Here is an 18,686-nt window from a genome sequence, read left to right as displayed (position 1 = left end):
TTGAGTGGTTCCGGGCGGTCCGAGCATACGGCATCCGGTTTGGGTGGCAAAGGAGCAGGCGGGCGACGCATCGCTCATGTATCGTCTGATGAACGCCCGTTTGTGCTAGGAAAGGGATGGCCCTAGGGTGGCCACGTGTTCGCCCGCACCGGAGGCACCCGGATGCACCCAGCTCCATCGCCCGAACGAGACGAGATCCTGGTCGTCGCCAGCGAGACGGCGCGGTCGCGCTCGCTCGCAGCGAGCCTGCGGCGGATGGGCTTCCGTGTCTCCACCACCCGGGAGGCGCCCGCCGCCGTTCCCGGCTGCCCCGTCCTCCTCTCGTGTGGCAGCGAGGCGTCGCTCGATTCTATCGATCGCGTCGCCGCCGCCCTGGGTGGCGAGCAGCCGCTGATCGTCGTCGATCTCCAGGCCGAGTGGCTCGGCGCTGCGATCGAGCGCGGCGCCGACGAGGTGGTCGCCCGAGGCGCGGGGGCCGCGGAGCTCGCCGCGCGGATTCGCTGCGCCACCGATCGGTACGGCAGCCAGAGTCGCTCGCAGCTCAGCCGCGGCGAGCTCGAGGCGCTGCTCCAGATCACCGAGGCCGCCACCAGCCACCTCGAGCTCGAGGAGCTGCTGCGGGTGGTGGTCGCCAGGATCGCCGAGGTGGTGCCCTCCGATCGCTGCTCGGCGATCCTCCTCGACGACGCCGACTACGCCACGGTGATGGCCTCGCACGACGTGCCCCACCTCCGCCGCCTCCGCATCGAGGTCGATCGCTACCCGGAGGTCCGGGCGGCGGTGCAATCGCTGGCGCCGGTGGTGATCGACGACCTCCACACCCATCCGCTGATGGAGAACGTGCGCCCGCTCGTCTCCACGCTGCCGGTCTCGTCGCTGGTGGTCGCGCCCCTGGTGGCGCAGGGCGACGCCTACGGCGCGCTCTTCCTCCGCCTCGCGCGCAACCGCGCCTTCGGCGAGCACGAGAAGGCCTTCGTCCGCGCCGCCGCCTCCGCGGTGGCGAACTCGGTGCGCAACGCGAAGCTCCACACCAGCGTGCGGCAGAAGCGCGACGAGCTCGAGGCCGCCTACCACCAGCGCTACGAGGAGCTCGCCGGGCTGAACGAGCAGCTGCGCGAGATCAACCGCCTGAAGGATGACCTCCTCGCGATGTGCTCGCACGATCTCCGCGCGCCGCTCAACACGCTGCTCGGCCACGCGCGCCTGCTCCTCGGCGCCGAGCTGCCAGCGGCGCAGCTCCGCTCGGTGCAGGCGGTGGAGCGGCAGGGGCTGCGCCTGCTGCAGCTGGTGCAGCAGATCCTCGAGCGGGGCCGGCACCGCGCCGTGACCCGCGAGATCGAGCCCGTGGATCTCGCTGCGATCGCCCGCGCCCTCGCGGACGACGCGGTCGGCGAGCGGGGGATCCGCGTCCGGGCGGTGGGCGATGCGGCGGTCACCGCCGAGGTCGACGCCAGCGCCCTGCGCCAGGTCCTCGAGAATCTCGTCGCCAATGCCATCGCCCACTCGCCCGAAGGCGCCGAGGTGGAGATCGACGTGCGCCTCGCCGGCGCGGCGGATCAGGTTCGCATCGAGGTGCTCGATCGCGGGCCGGGCATCCCGGAAGACGAGCTGCCGCTCGTCTTCGAGCGCTACCGCAAGAGCGGCGAGAGCCGGGGGCTCGGCCTCGGCCTGGCCATCTGCCGCGAGATCGTCGAGCAGCACGGCGGATCGATCTGGGCCGCTGCCCGCGAGGGCGGCGGCACCCGCTTCGTCTTCACCCTGCCGCTGCGGCGCGAAGGCAGGGAGGGGCTGCGGCTCCTCGGCATCTGCGCCGACCCCGACCTCGGCGACCAGCTCGTGCGATCGGTGGAGGGCAGGGGCGCGCTGGTGGTGGCGCGTTCGCTGCGCGAGGGATTGCAGCAGGCGGCGCTGCTCCTGCCCGAGGCGATCTTCGTCGAGGCGGGGATCGACGGCGCCGCAGCGGCGTTGCGGTCCGAGGCGGGGCTCGGCGAGGTGCCGCTCCTCTTCCTCGGCGAAGCGCCGGACGATTCTTTCCGCTCGCTCGAGCTGCCGCTCGATCCTGCAGCCGTTCGCGCGGCGCTCGGCGCGTTCCCCGCGAACGAGGCGTAGATCGATCACCCGCGCTGCGTCAGGCCCCCCGTCTGCTGGTGCGGGGCTCCCGGGCCGCGCTGCCGCTCTCGTAGACGTCGAAGAGCCGGCTGAAGCCGAAGCGCCGCAGCAGGGGCGGCGCCTCGCTCCAACAGATCGGGTTCCCGTAGTCCGGGTGGCTGCACGCGCAGAGATCGCAGGTCGGGCAGAGCTTCGACGGATGCCCGGCGAGGCAGCCGCACCACGGCGCAGCGAGCAGGTCCATCTCGCTGTTGCACTGGGGACAGACGGCCGGCCACGTGCCGCGCCCGAGAGGAATCACCTGGCTCATTCGCGCCCTCCTGCGGATCTGGAGGGCAGACGAGCAAGAAACCTGCCAGTTCCAAACCCTGTGGGGTCGCCTCCATGGTGGTCCTACGGAGGTAGCGGGCTCCCATATTTACCGGTCGCCCGATGCGTCGCCCTGTAACTTCTTCCGGTCAGCGCTGGGCGAGCTGCCGTTGCAGGCGGCGCTGCGCGGCGAGGACCTTCCGCGCGTAGCTGTCGAGCCAGCGCTCGAGCTCCTCCCGCGAGCCCTTCTTGATGGTCTGGGCGCGGGCCGGTCCCGCATTGTAGGCGAGCAGGGCGATGTCCATCCGACCGAAGCGCCGCTTGAGATCGGCGAGGTAGTGCACGCCGAGCTCGATGTTCCGCTCCGGATCGAAGAGCTCCTCGCGTCCGGTGCGCGGCTTGCCGAGCTTCTCGCCGAACCAGGCGCCGGTCGCCGGCATCACCTGCATCAGGCCCACGGCACCCACCGGCGAGACCGCGTAGTTCCGGTAGGTGGATTCCACCTCGATCACCGCTGCGACCAGGAGCGGATCGAGGCCCGCGGCCCGGGCCTCGCGAACCACCGCCGCCGCAGCGCGCTGCTCCGCCTCCGGCGTCAGCCCCGTCTTCGCCTGGGCGAAGCGCCGCACGATCCCGAGCTCCACCGCCTCCTCCCACGCGCCGTCGTCGATCGCCTCGACGCGCTGCTGCAGCGCCGCGAGCTCCTCGCGGCTGGGGCGCTCCGAGAGCTCCTCCCGCAGGGAATCGAGTGCCGTGGAGAGCTGGGCCACCTGCTCGCGCAGATCGTCGACGTCGCCCGTCTCCGATCCGTGGACGGGCGCTGCCGCGCTCAGCAGCAGCGCCGCCGTCGCCGTTGCTCCCACCGTGAAGAGAACCCTCGCCATCGCCGCCTCCCTTTCGTTCGGGCAAGGCTGCGTGGCAGGGATCGTGCCGAAGGGGCGAGAGCCCGCTCGGAAGGCGGACGGAGCGCTCCTGCAGGGCGGGCCGCGGATGCAAGTCGGGGGCAGCCGCCTTCTCATTCGGAGAAATTGGATTCCCTCTCGTTCGTGCTGCGCGCCCAGCGTTGTCGACACCGCGCTCGCTTCCTAACTTGCTGTGCGGGCGGCGGCGCGAGTCGTCGCTCGCCGGGCGGAGGAGGGCGAGGTGGAAACCTTCACTTGGGTGTTCGCGCTCTGGATTCTGGGGCTGGTTGCAGCACAGCACCTGGTCTCCTGGCTGCACGCCACGCTCCTCTTCGGCTTGATCTCCCTGGCCAGCAGCGTGATGCGGCGCGACCGGCTCGCGTAGCCGTCGGAGCAAGAGGCGCGATGATCGCAATCGACCACTTCGAAGAGCAGCTCAAGCTTCCCCTCGATCGCCGCGGCTTCCTCCGCCGCGAGTGCAGCACCTGCCACCGGCAGTTCAAGCTGCGCTGGAGCGAGCAGGACGCGGTCCTGCTCCTGCGGCGGCTCGGCAACGAGCTGCGCCACGAGAACGAGCACGAGGTCGTGACCCACCCGGTCTCCCGCACCTGCCCGTACTGCAGCGCGTCCGCCCATGCCGACGCGTGGTGGACCGAGGAGCAGCGGCTCTACCTCTCCCGCAAGGCCGCGGCCCTCGGCGAGGAGATCCGCTTCGAGCAGCTCCGCCACGTCGAGCGCACCATCGGCCAGAATCCCAACCTGACCTTCCTGCCGGTGCCGCCCGCGCCGTTCCGCGCCGGCGTGCGCGCCGAGCCCGACGACATGCGCGTGATCCCGCTCGTCTGCTGCGGCGAGGACGTGAAGGTGCGCGATTCCTGGACCGGCACGATCCATTGCCCGTTTTGCGGGGTGGAGCACGACATCCAGCGCGGTCACCCCGCGAAGTAGCGGGACTGGCGCACGGGCAGGCTTCTGCCTACCCTGCGCACGTGCTTCGCTTCCTACCGCTGCTCATCCTGCTGGCAGTGCCGGGGCTCGCCTCGGCGCACAACCGCGGCGCCTCCCTCGTCGAGGTGGTGGCCCGCGGCAACGACGTCGACGTCGCCGTGGCCTTCCACGCCGAGGAGCTGGGCTCCTTCGACCGGGACGGCGACGGCGTCCTCGGCGGCGCCGAGGTCGAAGCGGCGCAGGACCGCATCCTCGCCGCCTCGTGGGAACGGATTGGCGTCGGCACCGAGGCGGGCGTCTGCAGCCGCGGCGCAGCGCAGGTGGCGCTCGATCCCCTGGGCGGCGTCCGCATCGCCGGCGCCTTCCGGTGCGCCGGGGATGTCGGCGGCGCCCTCGACCTCGCCCTCGGCTACCTCGATGCCCTGCCGCCCGGACACCGGGTGGTCGGCGAGGCGCGCTTCGGCGAGAGGGTCCAGGCCTTCTCCGTCGACGCGAGCGAGCCGCAGATCACGCTGCAGGGCGGCGCGACCGGCGGCTTCCTCCACTTCTTCGTGCTCGGCGTCGAGCACATCTTCACCGGCTTCGACCACCTCCTCTTCCTCGCGGGGCTGCTGCTCGTGGCGACCGGCATGCGCGAGGTGGTCAAGCTCGTGACCTCCTTCACCGTCGCCCATTCGATCACCCTGGGGGCTTCGGTGCTCGGGGTGGTGGAGCTCTCCTCCGGCGTGGTCGAGCCGCTGATCGCCGCCTCGATCGTCGTCGTCGCCGTGGAGAACGTCGTGCGCCGGAGCCACCGTGGCCGCGTCGGGCTCACCTTCCTCTTCGGCCTCGTGCACGGCTTCGGCTTCGCGGGCCTGCTGCGGGAGCTGGGGCTGGGGCAGGGGAGCGTCGCCGCCACCCTCGCCGGCTTCAACCTGGGCGTCGAGGCGGGGCAGCTGGCGGTGGTCCTGGCGGTGGCGCCGCTCCTGCTGCTCTCCCGGCGGCAGCCCTGGTACGCCCGCACGGCGGTACCGGGCTTCTCCGCGGTGATCGGCTTCTTCGGCGCCTACTGGCTGGTCGAGCGCCTGCTCGGTTAGAGCGCGACCACGCCTGCGCCCACGGTGCTGTCGACGGCGCTGGCGAGCATGCCGTCGAGGAGGATCGCCGCCTCCTCCGCCGCGATCCGGTTGAGCTCGCAGGAGAAGGCCGACTCGGGATCCGCGAGGCGTCGCGAGAGCTCCGCCAGGGCGGCGTAGCGATCCGCCGCGGCGCGGGTCAGCGCCAGCGCCACCTCCAGCGCTTCGTCGATGCGATCGATCGGCTGCGGCAGGGAGGCGAGGCGCGGCGGGGTGCGGAGCGCCTGGAGGCGGCGCTCGAGGCGGGTGCGGCGCGCCCGGGCCGAGGCGGCGAGCTCGGCGATCCGCGCGGCCTGCTCCGGCGGCAGCTCGACCTGGGCGAGCTGCGCGAGCAGCTCCTCCACGTGGCGCTCCGCGCGCCACTCGAACGACAATCCCTCGGTGAGTCGACCGTTCATTGCTGCCTCCCACCGGTGCTGCAAAGCAAGCACCGCGCCCACCCGCCGGATGGAGGATGCGAACGGCCCGGCGGTGGGGGAAGGGAGGCGGGCGCCCCGGGGAGGGAAGGAGTTTTCCCCGGCGCGGAATCAGCTTGCCAGCGAGCGGCGCGGCCAGAAGCGACCGGCGTCGAAGCGGTAGACGAAGGCCGCCGCGCCGAGGAGCACCACGTCGCGCACGAGGGTGGTCCAATCCGCAGGTGCCGCGTCACCGAAGCAGCCGCAGTTGAGATCGATCCCCCGGGCGAAGGCCTGGAGCAGCGCGACGGTGAAGACCGCCATCATCCCGCCGACGAGGAGGGAGGCGCCGCGGCTCCACCGGCCCACGATCAGCGCCACCGCTGCGGCAATCTCCACGAAGGGAAGCGCCGCCGCCGCCAGCGGGACCAGGGTTCCCGGCAACAGCTGGTAGTTGGCGATGTCCTCGGCGAAGCCCTGCGGGTCGAACGCCTTGATCACGCCTGCATAGAGGAAGACCGCCCCGAGGGCGATCCGGACCAGCACCGCGAGCCGCGCGCCCGTCATTCCGCTCCCTCCGCCACCGCTTCGCAGGCCTCGCAGAGCCCGGACTGCGCCGGTTCGCCTGCATCCTGCCAGCCGCTGAAGCCGCCGAGCATCACCCGCACGTCCGCCATGCCCTCCTCCAGGAGGCGCTCGCCGAGGTGGCGGGCGAGGGCGCAGGAGGCGCCGTCGTCGTAGACCACCACCGTCGCCGCGCCGCGCAGGGCGCCGATCACCTGTGCCGCCTCCGGCTTCTCCCCACGGGAGGGCAGATGGAACGCTGCGGGCACGTGGCCGAGGGCGTAGTCGCTGGCGGGCCTCGCGTCGACGAAGGCGGCGCCGGCGGCGTGGAGGGCGCGGGCCTCCGCCAGCTCGATGGCGGCGACGTGCCGCTCGGGGGCGGCGCAGGTCGCCTCGGCGGAGGCGCCAGAAGCGGCGAGGATGGGCCGATCGAGGGGGAGCCCGTCGCTCCGTGCCGCGTTCACCACGAGACCGAGGAGACCCGCGAAGAAGGCGAGGGCGAGGGCCTGCACCGGTGGGTGTTCGAGGGGGCGGCGTACCATGGCGGAGCCATAACACCCGACCCCTGCGGAAACCATCCGCAAGTCGGTCGAGGGTTCGTCCCCGGGGCGGTTGCGCCACCGGCAGGCAGCCGCCACCTTCCCCTCTCGCGGAGGGACCCATGTCCGACGACCGGCAGCGCATCGTGGATGAGCTTCTCGCCCTGCACGCCGCCCTGGCGCATGCAGCAGAGCTGGGCGCCAGCAGGGCGCGGCGCACCCCCGATCCGATCCTCCGCGCCAGGTGGCTGGCGATCGCCGCCGCCCGGGCCGAGTTCCGGGATCGGGTGGGCGCCCGGATCGCTGCGGTGCACGGCGTCCCGCCCCAGCCGAGCGCCCAGGCCCTGCCCACCCCGGCGGCAGAGGTGGCCCGGCTCCTCCGGGCCGATCTGGCCACGGCCCACGCCCTCTCTGCCCGCTGCAGGCGGATCGCCCGGCTCACCACCGCCCTCCACGACCCGGAGTCCGGGGCGCTCCTCGAGCGGCTCGCGGTGGAGGGGCTGGGGCACGCGGCGGAGCTCGCCCGCTCGCTGGCGCTCCACTACGCCCGGGAGGCCCGCGCCGCGGCGCAGTAGCCAACCGCAGGAAGAGCGCCATTCTCCGCGGGGTTTCCCGCCCGATCCGCTTGCGCCCTGGCGTCGTTTCGCCTAGGTTGCGCGTCCCCAATCACCCGGACCGGGCGGTTGGGGGCAACCATCAGGCTCGATGTTCCCACACGGTGGGGAACCTCTCGAGGGAGAATTCATGAGCACGTTTCGTGGTAAGGGCCTGCTCGGCACGAAGATCGGCATGACCTCGGTCTTCAACGAGAACGGCGATCAGGTCCCCGTCACCGTCGTTCGCGCCGGCCCCAACGTCATCCTCGGCCTCAAGCCCGTCGTCGCCGAGGGCGAGATCAACGTTCGCGTGGGCTTCGGCCAGAAGCGCGAGAAGCTTCTCAACAAGCCCGAGCTCGGCGTCTTCAAGAAGCTCGGCCTCGCCCCCAGCCGCTACGTCCGCGAGTTCCGCCTGAAGCAGGCGGAGGCCGAGGGCCTCGAGGTCGGCGGCACCTGGGGTGCCGAGATCTTCCCGATGGGCGCGTGGCTCGACGTCACCGGCGTCAGCAAGGGCAAGGGCTTCGCCGGCGTGATGAAGCGCCACAACATGGCAGGCCAGGGCGCCCGCGGTTCGCACGGTGTCCACGAGTACCACCGCCACGTCGGCGCCATCGGCCAGCGCAAGACGCCGGGCCGCGTCTTCCCGGGCAAGCGCATGCCGGGTCACATGGGCGTGGACCGGATCACCGTCCGCAACCTCCAGGTCGTCGGCGTGGACGAGGAGCAGAACCTGCTCCTGATCCGCGGCGCGATCCCCGGTCACAACGACGGCCTCGTCGTGGTCCGCCCGGCCATCAAGCCGCCGCGCGCCAAGAAGGTCGAGACCACCAAGCGTCCGATCAACCCGATGAAGGCTTCGAAGGGCCGCGGCTAAGCCCACCTTCGTCCCGTTGCGACGCCAGGCGGCGGCCCCGGTTCTTCCGGCGGCCGCCGCCGTCGTTTCGGGCGCCCGGGGGGCGTCTTGCGGTACAACGGGGGCGATGTCCTCGTTGCGCGCGCTCCTCCTCCTCCTCCTCGCGCCCCTCCTCCTCGGTTGCGAGGTGCGGGTGCCGCAGACCCTGCAGCCCGGCGATCCCTGCGATCCCGGAGGCGGGCCTGCGTGCGAAGGACCCGCAGCCGCCTGCCTGCCGCTGGACGGCGGCGCCGGCGTCTGCACCACCGCGTGCAGCACCACCGCCGACTGCCCCGCGGGGCTCACCTGCCAGCTGGAGGAGGGCGGCGCCTCCGCCCGCTGCGCGCCCGGTTTCCGCTGCGCCTCCGACGACGCCTGCCCCACCGGCCACCGCTGTGATGCCGAGGCCGGCAGCTGCTACGTGCCGGTGCGCCGCGGCCTCTGCTCCCCCTGCAGCGCCGATGCCCAATGCCCTGCTGGCGGGCGCTGCGTCGAGGCGCTGGGCACCGGCGAGCGCTTCTGCTCGGCGCCCTGCGACGGCGGCACCTGCCCGGCTGGATACGAATGCCGCTCGCGGGCGGGCGGCGGAAGCGAATGCCTGCCGGAGCGGGAGACGTGCGAGGCGGGGCGGGGGCTTTGCGCCGCCTGCACCGGCGACGCGCATTGCGGCGACGGCAACGACCGCTGCGTCACCAATTTCCTCTCCGGCGAGCGCTTCTGCGGCCGCTCCTGCAACCCGGCCTGCGGCGACACCGAGGCCTGCACCAGCGTCTGCCCGGCGGATTTCCGCTGCGCCGATCTCTCCGGCGACGGCGCCGGCCCCTTTCAATGCGTGCCCGAGGCTGCCACCTGCGCCGGCTGGTGCGAGAGCGATCGCGGCTGCCCCGTGGGCTCGTTCTGCGACGGCGCCACCAACCGCTGCGAGCCCGCCACCGACGGCAGGGCCTGCGCCCCCTGCGCCGACGACGACGCCTGCGGCCGCAGCTCCCGTTGCATCGCCGACGACACCGCAGGGGAATCCTTCTGCGCGCCCCTCTGCTCCGCCGACGACGACTGCCTGGATGCAGCCGGCCTCGGTTTCGTGTGTGCCGCCGTCGGCGAGCAGGACGTCTGCGTCCCTGCAGCAGGCAGCTGCAGCGGCGGCGCGGGGCGCCTCGGTGAGGCCTGCGGGGAGGCGGGGGCCGCGGGCTGCCTCTCGGGCCTGTGCCTGCGCAGCGGCGCCGCCGGCTTGTGCACCGGTCGATGCGACGATGACGACGCCTGCGGCGACGCGTCGTTCGCCTGCTGCGGCCTCGAGGCGAGCGGCGACGAGCTGCGCTGGGATTGCCGGAGCCCGCCGGGGCCGGACGGCGGCGTCTGTGCCCCGAAGGGCGGCCTTTTCGGGGATGCGTGCGAGCCCGGCAGGCCGCCCTGCCAGGACGGTCATTGTCTCGACCTCGGCGCCAGCCGTTTGTGCACCGCAGCCTGCGACGGCGATATCGATTGCGACACCGCCTCCGGTGCACCTGGCGATTTCGTCTGCAGGGAGGCCCGCACCGAAGGCGAGCCGACGGAGACGGTGCGGATCTGCTTTCCCGCAGGTGGCGGTGCGGTGGGGTCCGACTGCACCTTCGGTCCCGCCGCGTGCAGCGAGCAGATCTGCATCGCCAAGGCGAGTGGCAGCGTCTGCAGCAGGCGCTGCGTCGATGCGGGCGATTGCCCGGCAGGCTGGTCCTGCAGCGTCGACGAGACGGTGGACGGCAGGGTGCTCTCCCTCTGTCTCCCGGCGCCCCTCGGCGGATAGCGCCGCTGCGGCGGGCCCGCCTCCCTTGAACGAGGTGGGCCGACGTGGTAGCAGATCCGCCTCTCCATCTTCCCAACCCACCGGGTTCTGCAGAAGGGATCGGCATGTCGCTGCCCTTTTCCGCCCTCGATTGCCGTTCCGTGCCTCGCGCGCGTTCGGCAGGCGTGCGCGCGGGGTGGGGTGGGGCGTTGGGTCTCGCCTGTCTCTCGGTGGCGGGTTGCGGTGACGAGGCGCCGCTGCAGCCGCGGCCGGAGGCCTACCGCGTGGTGGTGGGCATGCCGTCCGACGAGGCGGCGCCGCCGCTGGTCGACGTGGTGGAAGGCCGGCCCGGGAGCTACCGGCCCGCCAGGCCCAGGCAGTGCGACACGTTCCGCCAGGAGGCCCGGCGCAAGGTCGACATCCTCTGGGTGGTCGACAGCTCGAGCTCGATGGCGGACGTGCAGCAGAAGCTCGCCACCTACTTCGCCGGTTTCGTCGCGGAACTCGCCGAGGCCGCAGTGCCCGTCGACTTCCATCTCGGCGTGATCACCACCGACGTCGACCGCGCCGAGGAGGCGCTGGGCATCGGTCCGGGCTGGCTGCGCCGTCCCGCCGGTGCCACCGAGCCCTTCGTCGCCTGCGCGCCGGTCGGCGGCGTGGTGCGCTGCAACGTCGGCGACGGCAGTGCCGCCGCGGCGGTGGATGCCTTCCGGCTGCTGGTGCAGGTCGGTGTCGACGGCAGCCCCGAGGAGAAGGGGCTCCTCGCTGCGACGCTCGCGCTCTCCGAGCCGCTGCGCAGCACGCGAAACGCCGGTTTTCTCCGGCCGGACGCGGCGCTCTCGGTTATCTTCGTCTCGGACGAGGAGGACTCCTCCTGCGGTCCCTACGTCGATGACGAGCCGTGTCTTGCAGGCCCGTCCTGCAAGTGCGAGGATTCTCCGACCTGGGGCTCGGTGGCGTATTTCGGTCGCTTCTTTCGAGGCTTGAAAGGCTTCGGCAACGACGCGTCCGTCCGGATTGGTGCCATCGTCGCGACGGAAAGGGACGTGTTGGATTTTCCGGACGACACCGGCCGTGACTACATCGGCTGCACCAGCGACAGCGCCGTTCCCTGCCGCGTCGACGGCGCGGCAGGCGCAGCGGGAGCCGAGTGCGCCTTCCATGCGCCGCGCTACGTCGCGCTCGCCGAGGCGAGCGGCGGGGCAGCGGTCAGCATCTGCGCGGACGATTATTCGGCGGGACTTTCCGAGCTCGGACTGGGCTCGTCGGGCCTCCGCAGCGATTTTCCACTGGGTCGGATGCCGATCCAGCACACGATCGACGTAGTGGTAGTGCCAAACGATGCCGTTTCGTGCAACGATGCCGCACCCTGCTCGGCCGCCTTTCCGGACTGCATTCGCGGACTTTGTTCACGGAATGTAGCGAGGGGGCTTCCAGAAGGGTGGGAGCATGTGATTTGCTCGGGCGGAACCCAACGCAACGTGGTCCGCTTCAGCGGTCGGTCGATACCCGATCCGCTCCACACGGTCGAGGTCTGTTACGACGTCGACGTGGGAACCGACGTTTCGATGTGCCAGTGACTTAGGCGCGAGGCAAGCAACAACTCTCCATGGAAAGACTTGTGAACCGGAGCCTGCTCACAATCCTGGCCACCCTCCTCGTCGCTGCGGTACTCGCCCCGGACTTTGCCCGGGCCGAAGACGTGGTGGAGCGCGTGGTCGTCCGCAACCGCAAGCACACCACCTGGCAGAAGTTCGAGGTCACGCCGACGGTCGGGTTCACCCTGACCAACCGGCTGACCAGCCACACGAACTTCCAGTTGGGTCTGGCCTACAACTTCTCGGAGGCCTGGGCACTCGAGCTGCGGCCGGGCTTCGCGCTCGGCTCCATCACCGACGTCGGTGATCAGGCGCGTCCCAAGATCTACGAGAACGACCCGTTCGCCTCGGGCAACACCAACCTGAAGGTCGACGACTTCCAGGACATGTGGACGATGGAGTGGCAGGCGCTGCTGATGCCGCGCTGGACCCCCATCTACGGCAAGCTCAATCTCGTGACCGAGCTGCCGATCCACTTCCAGGCGTACCTGACCGCAGGCGGTGGCGCCGTCGGGCTGAAGCGCGAGTCGATCGCCTACTGCCAGAACGGCGCGACTGACTCGGGCAGCCGCGGCGCCGAGTGCCGGGGCTACCTCGAGGAATCGAAGGCGACCTGGGCGGCCTCCGCCGGTGGTGGCTTCCGGTTCTTCATCAGCGACGCCGTGCTGCTGCGGCTCGAGATGTTCGACATCGTCCATCCCGACGAGTACCGCACCGGCATCGTCCTGCAGGAAGCCGAGCGCGAGCAGCCCGGGGCCGATCCCCAGGCCGGCAAGCTCGAGCAGGGCATCACCAACGTCCTCATGTTCAACGTCGGCGCCTCCGTCGTCTTCTAAGCGAGCTGCCCATCCGATGAAGACTCACGCGAATCGTATTCTCGCCGGGCTTCTGGCCACGGCGCTCCCCTCCGTCGCGCTCGCGCAGGACACCGCCACCCAGGCGGAGCCTGCCGGTGCAACGACCCTCGGTAGCTTCGAGGGCGTCGCGGATACCGTGGATTCGGAGAACCTGCGTCTGCACACCGTGCAGCGCAAGAGCGTCTCCGACGGTGGCAAGCACGAGGTCGTGCTCTATCCCGCCATCGCGCAGCTGAACTCCAAGTTCACCTCGCACCTCGGCGCCGGCGCCCAGTACCTGTACCACCTGCACGAGAACTTCGCGCTGCAGGCACAGGGCATGTACTTCTACGTGAGCGAGCAGACCGCGTTCACCGAAGAGCTCATCAACACCGGTCGCCAGGCCCCGCAGGCCGCCACCGCGCTCACGCTGCTGTGGGCTGCGACCGGCGGCTTCGAGGTCACCCCGATCTACGGCAAGTTCGCCTTCTACGAAGGCTCGCTTGCCAGCTTCGGCCTGGTGCTCAGCGCCGGCGCCGGCGTCGGCGGCACCCAGATCCAGCTCCAGGGTGCCAGCGGCGACAACGGCGCCACGTTCGGCGACACCGGCATGAAGTTCGTCGGCCAGGTGGGTGCGGGCTTCCGCGTCCGGCTGAACGAGAACTTCCTGGTGCGGCTCGAGGTGAAGGACCTCGTCTACACGGCGAAGGTCGACGCCATCAACGGCTGCAACCTCGAGGACCTCACCGCGCTCCACGGCGGTAAGTCTGCCGTCAACGCCTCGTGCGCCGACGCGGACTTCCAGCAGAGCGGCGACGTCAACCTCGCCAAGCGCCTGATCGAAGAGCCGTCCTCCGACGTGCTCAACAACGTCGGCGTGTACGGCGGCGTCTCGTACACCTTCTAAGCTTTCGGGGACTGCACTGAGATGATGCGCAACATCAGCAAGACCCTGTGCGGCGTGCTCGTCGCTGCGGCTTTGGCGGTGCCGAGCATCGCCATCGCGCAGGCGGACCTCACGCCCGCCATCCAGGCCTACAACGCGGGCCAGTTCGACCGCGCCGCCGCCTACATGCACGATTTCATCGCGCAGAGTGGCGCCACCGCGGAGCGGGCGAAGGCGGAGTTCTACCTCGGGCAGACGCTCGAGAAGATGGGCCTCTACCAGAGCGCGCTCTACACCTACGCGAACATCCTCAAGGAAGGTCCCGCGCACCCGCACTACGTGCAGGCCGTCGAGGGGATCGTCGATGTCTCCGAGGCGCTGGACGACGACCTCTTCGTCCCGTCGCTCTTCGACAAGGAGTACAACGACGAGTTCCAGCGGCTGCGGCCGGAGTACCTCCAGAAGGTGAACTACATGGTCGGCATGGTCTCGTACCGTGCAGGCCGTCTCGAGGACGCCGAGGCGTTCCTCGGGGTGGTTCCCCCGGAGAACTCCTACTACGCGCGGGCCCGCTACCTCCTCGGCATCGTGTCGATCGCCAAGGGGCAGCAGGGCGGGAACCTCGAGGGTGCCTCGCAGGAGGCGCTCGGCTACTTCAACGAGGTCCTCTCGCTGCAGAACAGCCTCAAGCTCACCTACCTCGAGCTCAACGACCTCCGCGACCTCTCGCGCCTCGGCATGGCCCGGACCTACTACGGTCTCGGTGACTACGCCAACGCGGTGAAGTTCTACGAGGCGGTGCCGCGCTTCTCGCCGCACTGGGATCAGGCGCTCTTCGAGAACGGCTGGGCCCGCTTCTTCAACGACGACTACGGCGGGGCGCTCGGCACCCTGCAGGCGCTCCACGCGCCGCAGTTCGAGGGCGCCTTCGCTCCCGAGTCGTGGACGCTGAAGTCGACCATCTACTACACGGCCTGCCTGTACGACGAGGCGAAGGACGCCCTCGGCAAGTACACGCAGAACTACACGACCGTGCCGGCCCGGGTGCAGCCGCTCCTGGACGAGGGTCGTGAGTTCGCCTACTACTGGGGCCTCATCTCCCAGGCTTCGCAGCGCACCAAGCTGCCCCGCGCGGTCTACAACTACCTCGCGGGCAACAAGCGCGTCTCCGGCTTCCAGCGCTACATCAACCAGCTGGAGAGCGAGAAGTCGAAGCTGATGGCCAGCGGCCCGCTGAAGAACTCGGCGCTGCAGGCCGAGATGATCCAGGTCATCGACCAGCAGAAGAACATCCTCGAGAACGTCGCCGGCAAGTTCATCCGCGCCCGCCTCGAGGACGCCGTCGCGACCATCCGCCACTTCGACGCACAGGCCGAGATCATCAAGTTCGAGACGGCCAAGGCAGAGAAGGAGCGGCTCGAGCGGGGCGCCGAGTTCGAGGCGCGCCTGGCGTCGCAGACGCTGGAGCGGCCGGTGATTCCTGCCGAGGACTACGAGTACTGGAATTTCCAGAACGAGTTCTGGCTCGACGAGATCGGCTACTACCAGTTCACGCTGAAGAACGCCTGCGCCCAGCCGGAGCAGGAGTAGTCCTTCCCCTTAGGCCTCGGTTCCTTTCCGTCCCTGGCGCCCGCGCACCCCGTGGGGTGCGCGGGTCCTGGAGGATTTAGATGAAGTCCATGTTCCGTGTGCTGGCGGTTGCCGCCAGCCTCGTCTCCATCGGCGGTCCCGGCGTTGCCGGTGCGGCCCCCGCTGCCCAGGCGAACAAGGGCGGCGGCAAGAATGCGGATGCCGCCAAGGCAGAGGCGCCCGCCGAGCAGGAGCGCACCGGTCCCGCCGAGTTCACCGGCGGCAGGCCGCAGCTCGAGGAGAGCAAGCGGACCGCCGAGGCGGACCGAAAGCGCGACGAAGCGATCGAGCAGCTCAAGGCGATCATCGCCCGCCTGCAGCCCGGTCCGCAGAAGAGCGACGCGCTCTTCCAGCTCGCCGAGTTCTGGATCGAGAAGTCGAAGTACTACTACTTCCAGGAGTGGGGCGAGCTCGACAAGAAGCTGGTGAGCTTCCGCGAGTGCCAGGACGCGAAGGGCCTCGATGCCTGCGGCGCCGAGCCCAAGATCAACAACCACCAGTCCGAGCTCTACCGCGCGGAGGCCCTGCGCCTCTACGAGCAGATCCTCAAGGACTCGCCCACGTACATGCGCAAGGACGAGGTGCTCTTCGCCCTCGCCGTGAACCTCTACGAGAAGGGCGACAAGAACGGCTCGATCGCGCGCTACCGCGACCTGGTCACCCAGTACCCGAACTCGCAGTTCGCCGGCGACGCCTACGTCGCCATGGGTGAGCACTATTTCGCCGCCAACGAGCTGGCGAAGGCGGAGGCCGCCTACGAGAAGGCGCTCCAGGCCAGCGTCAACGAGCCGCGCATCTACAACTTCGCGCTCTACAAGCTCTCCTGGTGCTCCTTCAACGCGGGTGACTACGAGGGCTCGCTGAAGAAGCTGCAGGAGGTGGTGACCCGCTCCGAGGCAGCCAAGACCAAGAACGAGGTGGCGCTGAAGTGGGAAGCGCTCCGCGACATGGTCCTCACCTGGTCCCAGCTGGGCGAGGTGCAGAAGGCGAACATCTACTACAAGAGCGTCACCTCGCGTGAGAAGGCCCGCGACTACATGTCGCGCCTCGCCGGCAAGTACTTCGGCGACAAGCGGTCCGACCTCGCGATCGACACCTACGCGCTCCTCATCGACGAGGAGCCGAACGACCCGCGCGCCCCCGAGTACCAGTCGAACATCGTTCGCTCGTACGAGGACATGCGCGAGCGCGACAAGGTCGTCGAGCAGATGAAGGTCCTGGTCGGCAACTACAAGCCGGGCTCCGCCTGGGCCGTTGCCAACGCCAACAACAAGGCGGCGATCGCCTCGGCGTACGACCTGACCGAAGGCGCGATGCGCGAGCTGGTGACCGACTACCACCAGGAGGCGCAGAAGACGAAGGAAGTGAAGACCTATCGTCTCGCCGCCGGCATCTACAAGGACTACCTCGACTCGTTCGCCGACTCGGACTACGCCTACAACCTCCGCTACTACTACGCGGAAATCCTCTGGACCCTGGAGGAGTGGGAAGACGCAGCCGAGCAGTACGAGCTGACCTACGCCAAGGATCCTGCAGGCTCCTACAGCAAGACCGCCGCGTACAACGCCCTGCTCGCCTACGAGAAGCTCATCGCCATCGACAAGGGTGAGCTCGAGCGGTCGAAGCTCGCCGACAACCAGAAGGTCGACGAGAACAAGAGCAAGGGTCGCGCGAAGACCACCAAGCGGGTGAGCGCCTCGACGATCTCCAAGGACGTCAAGGAAGAGGCCATCCCGAAGTGGGAGCAGAAGATGATCGCGGCGTGCGACCGGTACGCCGAGATCGCCGCCAAGGATGACCGCATCCCGGACAGCGACGAGATCAACGTCCGCTACAAGTCCGCGTTCATCTACTACGATCGCAAGCACTTCACCGAGGCCGCCAACCGGTTCGGCGACATCATCCTGAAGTGGCCGACCGATCCCCAGGCGCAGAAGGCCGCCGACCTCTCCTTGAACATCCTCGAGGTGAAGGAGGAGTGGTACGACCTGGCCCGCCTGTCCCGCGCGTTCTACGAGAACAAGAAGCTCGCCCGCCCTGGCCAGAAGTGGACCACCGAGCTCGCGAAGATCATGGAAGGGTCGCAGTACAAGTACATCGACCTCGTGGTCTACAAGAAGGACGGCAAGAAGGCGGAAGCGGCCAACATGTTCAAGGACTTCGTGAAGGAATTCCCGAAGTCGCAGTACGCAGCGCAGGCCCTCCGCTACGCGATGATCATCTTCGAGGAGGCCAAGGAGCTCGACCGCGGTATCGAGGTCGGTGAGCAGATCCTCACCGAGTACGCGACCAGCGAGCACAAGGCCCCGGCGATGCTGACCCTCGCCGGCTTCTACGAGCGCACCGCCGACTTCACCAAGGCCGCCGCGTACTACAAGCGCTACGCCTACGAGTGGGAGGAGTCGGTCGGCATCCGCGCCAGGGAAGGCGACAAGAAGCCGAACCTCAAGAAGCCCGAGGACGTGATCAAGGCCAAGGCCGAAGAGGCCCGCCGCGCGTCCGACGCCCTCTACAACGCGGCGCTCTGGACCGAGGGTCTGGGCCGCTACGACGAGGCGATCGCGCTCTACCGCGAGTACATCGAGCGCTACGCCAAGATGAAGGACGGCATCCCCGCCGAGACCCTGGCCTTCAACATCGCCCTCATCCGGGAGAAGTCGAAGGATTGGAGCAAGGCGGAGGCTGCCTTCGGCGAGTTCGTCAGGAACTACGAGAAGTCCGCGTCTGCAGGCACCGTCTTCTACGCCCGCTACAAGCAGGCCCTCGCCCTCCAGAAGCTGGGCAAGGCCGGCGAGGCGGCGAAGGTCCTCGAGGTCTGCGCGAAGGAGTTCCCGAAGATCTCGGCCAAGGACAAGAAGAACATCGACTACATCGACGCCTACGCCCACTCGCTCTTCGTGATGCTCGAGCCGAAGTGGAAGGCGTACGTGAACGTCAAGTTCGACAACGTCCGCACGCTGAAGAAGCAGCTCCAGGCGAAGGTGAAGACCACGCCCGAGATGGAGAAGGCCTACGCCGACGTCCTCGCGGTGGGCTCCGGCGACTGGGGTATCGCAGCCCTGACCCGCATCGGCATGATGTACCAGGACTTCGCCCGGAACTTCCTCGACTCGCCGGATCCGGTGGGCCTGGACGACGAGCAGCTCATGATGTACCGGAGCGAGCTCGAGAACCGCGCCTTCCCACTGGAAGAGAAGGCCATCGAGGCCTACGAGAAGGCCCTCGCCAAGTCCTACGAGCTGAACGTCTACAACGAGTTCACGCTCGCATCGCAGGACGCCCTCAACCGGTTCAAGCCGGGCGAGTACGGCGAGATCCGCCAGGTGAGCTTCACCGGCTCCGAGTTCTTCTCCGGCGCTCCGGCTGCCACCAGCCTGGATGCCACCTTCGGCTCGGCCTTCGACAAGAAGACCGTGCAGGCCGATGCGGAGAAGCCCGCCGAGGCGCAGCCCGTGGCTGACGCCGCCAAGGCGGAGGAGAAGCCGGCCGACGAGAAGGCGGCGCCCGCTCCGGAAAAGAAGAGCGGAACGCTGATTCTCGACGAGGCCGCTGCCAAGTAACCGAGCGTATCGAGGGCGGGCGTGGAGACGCGCCCGCCCCACGGGA

General features: G+C 69.6%; 17 protein-coding genes. 12 read left to right on the top strand and 5 right to left on the bottom strand.

Features of this window, described 5'->3' with window-relative positions:
* The first annotated feature begins 162 nt into the window (after nt 1-162).
* On the top strand, nt 163-2,109 hold the full coding sequence (locus ACESMR_RS17845; protein WP_373048466.1) for a sensor histidine kinase: 1,947 nt from the start codon (nt 163-165) through the stop codon (nt 2,107-2,109).
* Nucleotides 2,110-2,128: 19 nt separating this feature from the next.
* Here ACESMR_RS17845 and ACESMR_RS17840 read toward each other — a convergent pair whose 3' ends face one another.
* Both ACESMR_RS17840 and ACESMR_RS17835 read right to left on the bottom strand, forming a co-directional pair.
* On the bottom strand, nt 2,129-2,419 hold the full coding sequence (locus tag ACESMR_RS17840) for a hypothetical protein (RefSeq protein ID WP_373048465.1): 291 nt from the start codon (nt 2,417-2,419) through the stop codon (nt 2,129-2,131).
* A gap of 148 nt (nt 2,420-2,567) precedes the next feature.
* Nucleotides 2,568-3,302, bottom strand: coding sequence for a lytic transglycosylase domain-containing protein (locus tag ACESMR_RS17835; protein ID WP_373048464.1), 735 nt, complete (start codon nt 3,300-3,302; stop codon nt 2,568-2,570).
* Between the two features lie 259 nt (nt 3,303-3,561).
* Here ACESMR_RS17835 and ACESMR_RS17830 point away from each other — a divergent pair, with 259 nt between their 5' ends.
* Genes ACESMR_RS17830 through ACESMR_RS17820 form a run of 3 tightly spaced genes read left to right on the top strand, consistent with a single transcriptional unit; the run spans nt 3,562 to nt 5,344 of the window.
* Entirely contained in the window at nt 3,562-3,705 is a 144-nt protein-coding gene (locus ACESMR_RS17830) for a hypothetical protein (protein ID WP_373048463.1), read from the top strand.
* Nucleotides 3,706-3,725: 20 nt separating this feature from the next.
* Nucleotides 3,726-4,268 (top strand): hypothetical protein, encoded by a 543-nt coding sequence (locus ACESMR_RS17825; RefSeq protein ID WP_373048462.1) that lies wholly within the window; start codon nt 3,726-3,728, stop codon nt 4,266-4,268.
* 41 nt (nt 4,269-4,309) lie between these two features.
* Nucleotides 4,310-5,344, top strand: coding sequence for a HupE/UreJ family protein (locus ACESMR_RS17820; RefSeq protein ID WP_373048461.1), 1,035 nt, complete (start codon nt 4,310-4,312; stop codon nt 5,342-5,344).
* Here the strand turns inward: ACESMR_RS17820 and ACESMR_RS17815 are convergent.
* From ACESMR_RS17815 to ACESMR_RS17805, 3 genes are all read right to left on the bottom strand, one after another.
* A complete protein-coding gene (locus ACESMR_RS17815; RefSeq protein ID WP_373048460.1) occupies nt 5,341-5,781 on the bottom strand; it encodes a hypothetical protein in 441 nt (146 codons plus the stop codon). The genes ACESMR_RS17820 and ACESMR_RS17815 overlap by 4 nt on opposite strands.
* Before the next feature lie 129 nt (nt 5,782-5,910).
* Nucleotides 5,911-6,345: a MauE/DoxX family redox-associated membrane protein gene (locus tag ACESMR_RS17810; protein ID WP_373048459.1), complete on the bottom strand. Its 435-nt coding sequence runs from the start codon at nt 6,343-6,345 to the stop codon at nt 5,911-5,913.
* Entirely contained in the window at nt 6,342-6,884 is a 543-nt protein-coding gene (locus tag ACESMR_RS17805) for a rhodanese-like domain-containing protein (protein WP_373048458.1), read from the bottom strand. Before ACESMR_RS17805 ends, ACESMR_RS17810 begins: the two co-directional genes overlap by 4 nt.
* A gap of 119 nt (nt 6,885-7,003) precedes the next feature.
* On the opposite strand from ACESMR_RS17805, the gene ACESMR_RS17800 reads away from it, so the two are divergent.
* The 8 genes from ACESMR_RS17800 (at nt 7,004) to ACESMR_RS17765 (ending at nt 18,640) form a co-directional block, all read left to right on the top strand.
* Nucleotides 7,004-7,456, top strand: coding sequence for a hypothetical protein (locus tag ACESMR_RS17800; protein WP_373048457.1), 453 nt, complete (start codon nt 7,004-7,006; stop codon nt 7,454-7,456).
* A gap of 169 nt (nt 7,457-7,625) precedes the next feature.
* A complete protein-coding gene (gene rplC / locus ACESMR_RS17795) occupies nt 7,626-8,351 on the top strand; it encodes a 50S ribosomal protein L3 (RefSeq protein WP_373048456.1) in 726 nt (241 codons plus the stop codon).
* 106 nt (nt 8,352-8,457) lie between these two features.
* Entirely contained in the window at nt 8,458-10,152 is a 1,695-nt protein-coding gene (locus tag ACESMR_RS17790; protein WP_373048455.1) for a hypothetical protein, read from the top strand.
* Nucleotides 10,153-10,463: 311 nt separating this feature from the next.
* Nucleotides 10,464-11,711, top strand: a complete 1,248-nt coding sequence (locus ACESMR_RS17785) for a hypothetical protein (RefSeq protein ID WP_373048454.1) — start codon at nt 10,464-10,466, stop codon at nt 11,709-11,711.
* 29 nt (nt 11,712-11,740) lie between these two features.
* Nucleotides 11,741-12,565, top strand: a complete 825-nt coding sequence (locus ACESMR_RS17780) for an outer membrane beta-barrel domain-containing protein (protein ID WP_373048453.1) — start codon at nt 11,741-11,743, stop codon at nt 12,563-12,565.
* A 16-nt stretch (nt 12,566-12,581) separates the two neighbouring features.
* Nucleotides 12,582-13,472, top strand: coding sequence for an outer membrane beta-barrel domain-containing protein (locus ACESMR_RS17775; RefSeq protein ID WP_373048452.1), 891 nt, complete (start codon nt 12,582-12,584; stop codon nt 13,470-13,472).
* A 24-nt stretch (nt 13,473-13,496) separates the two neighbouring features.
* Nucleotides 13,497-15,041, top strand: a complete 1,545-nt coding sequence (locus ACESMR_RS17770; RefSeq protein ID WP_373048451.1) for a tetratricopeptide repeat protein — start codon at nt 13,497-13,499, stop codon at nt 15,039-15,041.
* 80 nt (nt 15,042-15,121) lie between these two features.
* Nucleotides 15,122-18,640: a tol-pal system YbgF family protein gene (locus ACESMR_RS17765; RefSeq protein ID WP_373048450.1), complete on the top strand. Its 3,519-nt coding sequence runs from the start codon at nt 15,122-15,124 to the stop codon at nt 18,638-18,640.
* The last annotated feature ends 46 nt before the right edge of the window (nt 18,641-18,686 follow it).

The organism is Vulgatibacter sp. (assembly GCF_041687135.1).
Classification (GTDB): domain Bacteria; phylum Myxococcota; class Myxococcia; order Myxococcales; family Vulgatibacteraceae; genus JAWLCN01.
This window is presented reverse-complemented; position numbering and strand designations above follow the sequence as displayed.